We start from the raw sequence: 6,311 nt of genomic DNA on the forward strand, positions 1-6,311 counted from the left end.
GCCGAATCCGGGGCCGGGGTCGGGTTTCACTGCCTGTTCTCCTCCGGGTCGGTGACGAACTGCTCGAGTCGGTCGGTGCGCTCCTCCCAGATCCGGCGCTGCTGCGCGAGCCAGTCGTCGACGAGGGCGAGCCGCTCGCGGTTGAGTACGCAGCTGCGCACCCGGCCGGACTTGACCGTGTGTATGAGCCCGCTCGACTCGAGCGTCCGCACGTGCTTCATGAACGAGGGGAGGGTCATCGGGAACTCGCGGGCGAGGTCGCCGACGCTTCTGGGCCCGCGGCCGAGACGCCGGACGACGGCGCGCCGGGTGGGGTCGGCGAGGGCGACGAACACGCCGTCCAGCTCCGCCGAATACTTAGCCATATGGCTAAGTGTCGCGCGAGGTGATGGTCGGCGCAAGGGCTGAGTGCCCAGGTGGCCGATCGGTGCCGGGCCCGGGTGGCAGAATTGGTCGCCGGGCGCACGGCCGGCCGCGATGTCCGCGAGGACCGGCAGGGCGGCGTAGCCCGCCTCGTACACCGCTCCCTGGTGGCACAGCGCCGAGCAGAGGTCGTGCCACACCCTCTCGTCCTCCCGGCCGCCGTGCACGCCGGCCGCCGCTCGGGCGACCACCCGGGGGAACGCGGGCGGACTCTCAGCCGATGGTGACGACACGCGCCCAGGGCGGTGGAGCATCCGGGACGTAAACGGGGCTCTCCTCGTCCACGGCGCGGGCGGGGCGCGGGAAGAGGCCGACGACGGTGCGGCAGGGCGGCTGATCGGAGGGCCACGGCGTCTGACCGTCGGTCAGGGCCACGATCACGTCCGGACGGGGCCCGCAGCGCAGCGCCCGCTCGAAACCGGAACGCAGGTCCGTCCCGCCGCCTCCGACCAGCTCCACGTCCTCGGCCCGGCACAGGGGCACGGCGACCCCGGCCGCCGCGTCGCAGGAGATCACCGAGACCAGGTCGCGCCGCCCGCCCACCGCCCGCGAGATCGCCACCACCTCCAGCAGCGCGCTGCCCAGCTCGGCGTCGCTCACCGACCCGGAGGTGTCGATCACGACACGGACCCGGGGCGGCGTACGGCGCAGGCTCGGCAGCACCACGCCGGGGACGCCGGCCGAACGCCGGGAGGGCCGCCGGTAGCTGTGGTTCTCACCCGTCCCCGGAGCGCCCGCCGCCGAGCGGACCGCCGCCCCCAGCAGCCGCCGCCACGGCTGCGGCGGATGGAACGCCTCCTCGGCCCACCGGCGCCAGCCCTGCGGCGCGTCGCCCGGCCGTCCTTTGATCCCCTCGGCGACCCGGAAGCGGACCGCGTCCCGCTGCTGTCTGCTCAGCCCGTACGCCCCGCCCGGCCCCAGCTCCCACGGCCGCTCCCGCCCGTCGGCGCCGCTGCCGCAGTCAAGCCAGGCCAGGTCGGCGGCGAGCCCCGACATCGAGGCCGTCCGCAGGTACTCCTCCATCAGCAGCCCGTCGGACAGCCCCAGCAGTGACGGCAGCACCGCGCCTGACGGCCGGGGCAGCCCGTCACCGTAGATGTCGTCGTTGATCTCGAAGTCGGCGGCGATGTTCCGCCGCAGCGACTCGCCCGGCCCGTACTCCCCGTGCTCCCGCGCGTATCTCTCGCTCCGCTCGTGGTGGTCCCGGAGCAGGTGGGAGACCTCGTGCACCCAGACGCCCGCCAACTCCTCCACCGGAGTGCGCGCCACGAAACCGGGGGAGACGTAGACGCGCCAGTGCGCGTCCACCGCCATCGTCGGCACCGACCGGTCCTCCACCACGCGCAGCGCGAACAGCGCGTCGGCCAGATAGGGGCGGACCTTCACCGCGTGCAGCCGGGCGGCCAGCAACTTCTCCATGTCCAGGGCGCGCCCGGCCCGGCCGGCCGGGCCGGGCACGGGCACGGGCTGCCGCGCCGGAGCCGGAACCCGCGCCGGACGCGGCAGCGGACGCTTCGCGCTCCCCGTCATCGGCCCGCCTCCGCCGTACGCCCGGCCCCGGCCGCCGCCCGTTCCGCCGCCCGCTCCACCGACCGCTCCGCCCGCCGGGCCAGGCCGACCACCCCGGCCAGCCGCTCCACCGCCTCCGGCACCTCCCAGTCGTCGCACCGCAGCGCGGCCAGCGTCCTGGCCGGGGCGACCAGCAGGTCCGGGGCGCCGGTCTCCATCGCCCTCACCAGCACCGCCCAGCCCGCCTCCCAGCGTTCCCGCTCCGGCCGCGCCCCCACGGCCGCCACCACCGCCTCCAGCGCCGCCTGGCGCAGATCGCCCCGCTCCGGAAGCTCGGCGGCGGCTGGGTCGGCCAGCAGCGCCTCGGGGTCCGGCAGCTCCATTCGGTCCAGATGGGCGAGGAGTTCGAGCCCAGGCCCGTCTCCTACCGCGCCCCGCACCAGCAGCGCCAGCACCTCCCGCGAGACGGAGGCCGCCGTACCGAAGGCCAGCAGGGTCAGCGCCGCCTCCCAGCTCCGGGGCGAGGGCCAGGCGCCGCCGCGCCGCGTCTCACCGCTCGGTATCCGGTGGACCAGCGTCGGCCGGGCCTCCAGGAAGCCGCAGACCGCGCGCCGGGCGAAGGCCACCGCCTCCGGCAGCCGCTCCGGCGCCAGCCGGGGCAGCTCGGCCCGGGGCCAGACCCCGCCCAGCCCGCGCACCACCACCTCCCGGTCGTGCGTCCAGTGCAGATGCACGAAACGGTTGGCCAGCGGCGCGCTCAGATCCCATCCGTCCGCCGCCGACGCGGGCGGATTGGCCGCCGCCACGACCCGGACCCCCGGCGGCAGCCGCAGCGCACCGACCCTCCGCTCCAGGACGACCCGCAGCAGCGCGGCCTGGACCGCCGGGGTGGCGGTGGAGAGCTCGTCCAGGAAGAGCAGCCCGCGCCCGGCCCGCACGAGTTCCACGGCCCACTGCGGCGGCGCCATCGGTACCCCCTGTACGGCCGGGTCGTCGCCCACGACGGGCAGTCCGGAGAAGTCGGACGGCTCGTGGACGCTGGCGATCACGGTCGTCAGTGGCAGGTCGAGGGAGGCTGCGAGTTGCGTCAGGGCCGCGGTCTTGCCGATGCCCGGCTCCCCCCAGAGCAGTACGGGCAGATCGGCCGCGACGGCCAGGGTGAGCGCTTCGAGCTGCTCGTCGGCGCGCGGTTCGGTGGTGGTCGCCCGCAGCATGGACAGCAGATCGTCGGCCACGGCGAGACGGGCGCCGGTTACGCGGTCGGCGTCGCCGGCACCGTCGGCCGGGGGAGCGGTGGGCAGGAAGGTGCTGGAGGACATGGGCATCACCTGGTTCGGGACAGGGGGCGGGACGGCCCGCCCCGGACGTGTTGGGGAGTGCTGCGCGGGTGAAGGGACTCCGGCGGGGAACGGCCGGTCAGCGGGTCAGGGTGGTGCGGGGGCGGGCCCGATCGGCTCGCTTGCGGCGGATCGCGGGAGGTGTGTGGCGGTTCAGCCGGGGGCGGCGGCCCGCCCCCGCACCGGCGGCTTCCGTACCGGCGGCGGGGTGCACGGCGACCAGCCCCGCGCGGAAGAGACCGTGGTCGATGCGGCGTGCCGCGGCCGACCTCAGCTCCTCCCGCAGCGGCCCGTCGCGCAGGACCGCACCGGGGCCGAGCAGTCCCTCGACGACGGCCAGCGCCCCGGCCACGTCACCGTGGCGCAGCCGCTCCCGCACCGCGGGCAGCTCCTGAGGGCTGCGGTGCACCGCGTCGATCGCCCGCAGGCAGGGCAGCGGCGGCCCGCCGAGCGCCACCAGCAGCTCCTCGCACCGCAGTTGGGCCGGATCGTGGTCGACGGCCGTCAGCACCCCGTCCCGCAGCGCGATCCGGTGGACCTCGCCCCGGCACTCCACCCGGTGCGGATCACCGGGCCCGGCGGCGGCACCGGCCACCGAAGCCGGACCGGACGCGGATGCCGCACCGACCATGGGCGCCGCACCGGACTCCGCCAGCGCCGCGGCGACGAGCGGATGCAGCCGACCGGGCGCGACCAGCCCGGCCCGCAGCAGCTCCAGGTCCGGAAGGACCCGGGCCGCCGCCTCCGGCAGCACCGGAAGCGCCGCGACCTCCTGCGGCGGCAACGACTCCCGCAGCGGCCGGAGGGCCGGAACATGGCTGTCGTCGGGGGCGAAGAGTTCGAGCACGGCGCGGCTGCGCGCACCGAGCCGCACGGTGAAGGCCCCGCGAGTGCGACCCTCGGCCCGCAGCAGCAACTCCGCCTCGGCGGCCCAACGTTCCACCGCCCAAGGGGAGTCGGGAACAGCGGGCCCACCGAACGAGCACGGCTCCACGGACGGCGCCCCACCCGCTTCCACCGCATCGCCCGCACCGCATCGTCGCGCCAGTTCGGCGCTCCGCCCGACGTCCCACAGGTGCCGGTGCAGGTCGAGCCGGAAACGCCGGTCGGGGTGCGGATGCGGATGGTGCCCCGGAGATTCGCTCCCGGGCCCCTCCCACAGGGCCAAAGACATCCGCTGCCCGGCGTCCGCCCAGGCCGGAGGCGTCCGCACCACCAGTTGCGGCGACGCGGCACCGAAGTCCGGATAACGGGCCAGGCAGACGGTCAGACCGGGCCGCAGCCGCCCGTCGGGGGCGATCCGGGGCATGTGCCAGCGCAGCAGATCCGGCGCCAGCCGGCGCAGGTCCGCACGGAGACGGGTGGTCAGTTCGGTGCCGTGGCGTTCGCGCACGGCGCGCAGATCGAGATCGACGTCGACGCGGGCGGCGGCGCAGGCCCCCGCCCAGTCACCGGCCACACGCCGTGCGGTCGCGGTCTCGATCATGGACGGTGGCACGGCGTACTCGCGCACGCGCCGCCACATCAGCAGGCGGGACGGAATCGTGTTCGCGGGGTGATGTGCCATCAGCACTCACCTTGCGGACGCGATTCCCCCAATCCACAAGAGGAGAAGTTCTTCATCGTCGGCATCGTAACCACACCGGCGGTGATCTGTCAGTCCCTGTGGCCGCCAGACGATCTCCCTCCCCGACGCGCGCAGTGGCGCCTGCGGACAACGGCTCGGCCGGCCCCAGCGGTCAGTGGACCGCGCGTGGTTCTCCAGGGGGAAGGCATCAGGGCCATGTGCGCTCGATGCGGTCGCGCCGCACGGCATAGGCGGCGGGGCCGCCCCGCAGGACAACCCGGTGAATCGCGCCACGGTGCGCGTCGAGGCGTTCGACCATCTCGATACTGCGGAGCTGCTGGTTGTCGAGGTAGAAGAGCACTGCCTTCCGGTCCAGGACGGGCTTGATCTCCAGGTCCCGTGTCTTGATCCGGCCGTCCTTCGACAAAGGGATCCAGGACTGGTCGAGTCCGTAGGTGATCCATTCCTCATCGGGGATGTCCTGCGCGTCCGCCGGGAAGACATCGACGATGCGGTGAACGATCCACCCGCGCGCCTTCAGCTCATCGGCGACGCGACGTCCGAGGTTGCGGTCGAGGAAGAACTCAGGCGGCAAGACGCACCACGGCATGACACAGGGCGTCGACCTGCTCGGGGGACATGTCGAAGTCGTAGGCGATGTCCTCGACCGACTCCCCGGCCTCCCACAGATCGGTGATGGCCTTGACCGGGACGCGATTCGCCGCGACGACAGGCCGGCCGTGGCCGAATCGCGGATCGATCACGACGGGAACGGTCTGCGGATACTGCCTCAGTCGCAGACTCGTGGGGAAATCGTCGTCGGCGTCCCACGACAGGTAACGGAGGTAGTCGGACACGACCTCGTGAATCGGGGCCTGCCCGTCCCGGGCCCTGCGCAGATCCCCGAAACCGTGCTCGACGAAAATGTCCACACCGTCTGTGGCGATCCGCTTCGACACCAGGCCGTAGGGGGTGGCGAAGGCGTTCCGCACGGCCGCCGCGGCCTCCCTGATCTCGCTCATCCGCAGGCCGAGCGAGCGCAGGGACCGCAGGACGTGGGCTTCGGCCACGGCGACGAACGGTACCGAGGGCTGCCCCTTCCGTACCGGCTCCACCTGGTGCACCAGAGGGGCGCCGGCGGCCTTCCCCTTCAGCCAGGATGCGAGGGTCGATGACGGAATCTCCAGGTAGGAAGAGGTTTCCGCAGGCGTCAGCAGTCCGTCCGTGAACCTGTCGACCATGATCGACCTCCCGTCGTCGTCAGGCCTCGCATCGTCGCACGTCCAGCCTCCCACCTGGGGTTGGGCAAGACACGTCCGGCTTTCAGCAAGCCACACGCGGTGCCCCCTCGGTGGCTGCGGTCGCCGCCTCGGCCTCGTACTGGCAGTCGCGGCACAACTGGCCGGGCCGGGCCGCGCGGATGGCGCGTTCGCAGCCGTCGCAGGTCTGGAGGGGCAGGACGGCCGGCTTGGCGG

Annotated in this window: 6 protein-coding genes; all 6 read right to left on the bottom strand. The window is 74.0% G+C overall.

Going from position 1 to position 6,311, the window contains the following annotated elements:
* Positions 1–26 precede the first annotated feature (26 nt).
* Complete coding sequence (locus L7D48_RS23940; RefSeq protein WP_237882357.1) at positions 27–365, bottom strand: helix-turn-helix transcriptional regulator; 339 nt, start codon at positions 363–365, stop codon at positions 27–29.
* 271 nt (positions 366–636) lie between these two features.
* On the bottom strand, positions 637–1,842 hold the full coding sequence (locus L7D48_RS23945) for a VWA-like domain-containing protein (protein ID WP_237882367.1): 1,206 nt from the start codon (positions 1,840–1,842) through the stop codon (positions 637–639).
* Positions 1,843–1,949: 107 nt separating this feature from the next.
* A complete protein-coding gene (locus L7D48_RS23950; RefSeq protein WP_374493533.1) occupies positions 1,950–3,257 on the bottom strand; it encodes an AAA family ATPase in 1,308 nt (435 codons plus the stop codon).
* A gap of 91 nt (positions 3,258–3,348) precedes the next feature.
* Complete coding sequence (locus tag L7D48_RS23955) at positions 3,349–4,836, bottom strand: hypothetical protein (RefSeq protein ID WP_237882361.1); 1,488 nt, start codon at positions 4,834–4,836, stop codon at positions 3,349–3,351.
* 208 nt (positions 4,837–5,044) lie between these two features.
* Complete coding sequence (locus L7D48_RS23960; RefSeq protein ID WP_237882363.1) at positions 5,045–5,431, bottom strand: toxin-antitoxin system, toxin component, PIN family protein; 387 nt, start codon at positions 5,429–5,431, stop codon at positions 5,045–5,047.
* Entirely contained in the window at positions 5,421–6,077 is a 657-nt protein-coding gene (locus L7D48_RS23965; RefSeq protein ID WP_237882365.1) for a DUF433 domain-containing protein, read from the bottom strand. The genes L7D48_RS23960 and L7D48_RS23965 overlap by 11 nt, the downstream gene beginning before the upstream one ends.
* Positions 6,078–6,311: the final 234 nt, after the last annotated feature.

This window comes from Streptomyces sp. ICN903, assembly GCF_022015835.1.
In the GTDB taxonomy this organism is placed as follows: Bacteria; Actinomycetota; Actinomycetes; order Streptomycetales; family Streptomycetaceae; genus Streptomyces; species Streptomyces fenghuangensis.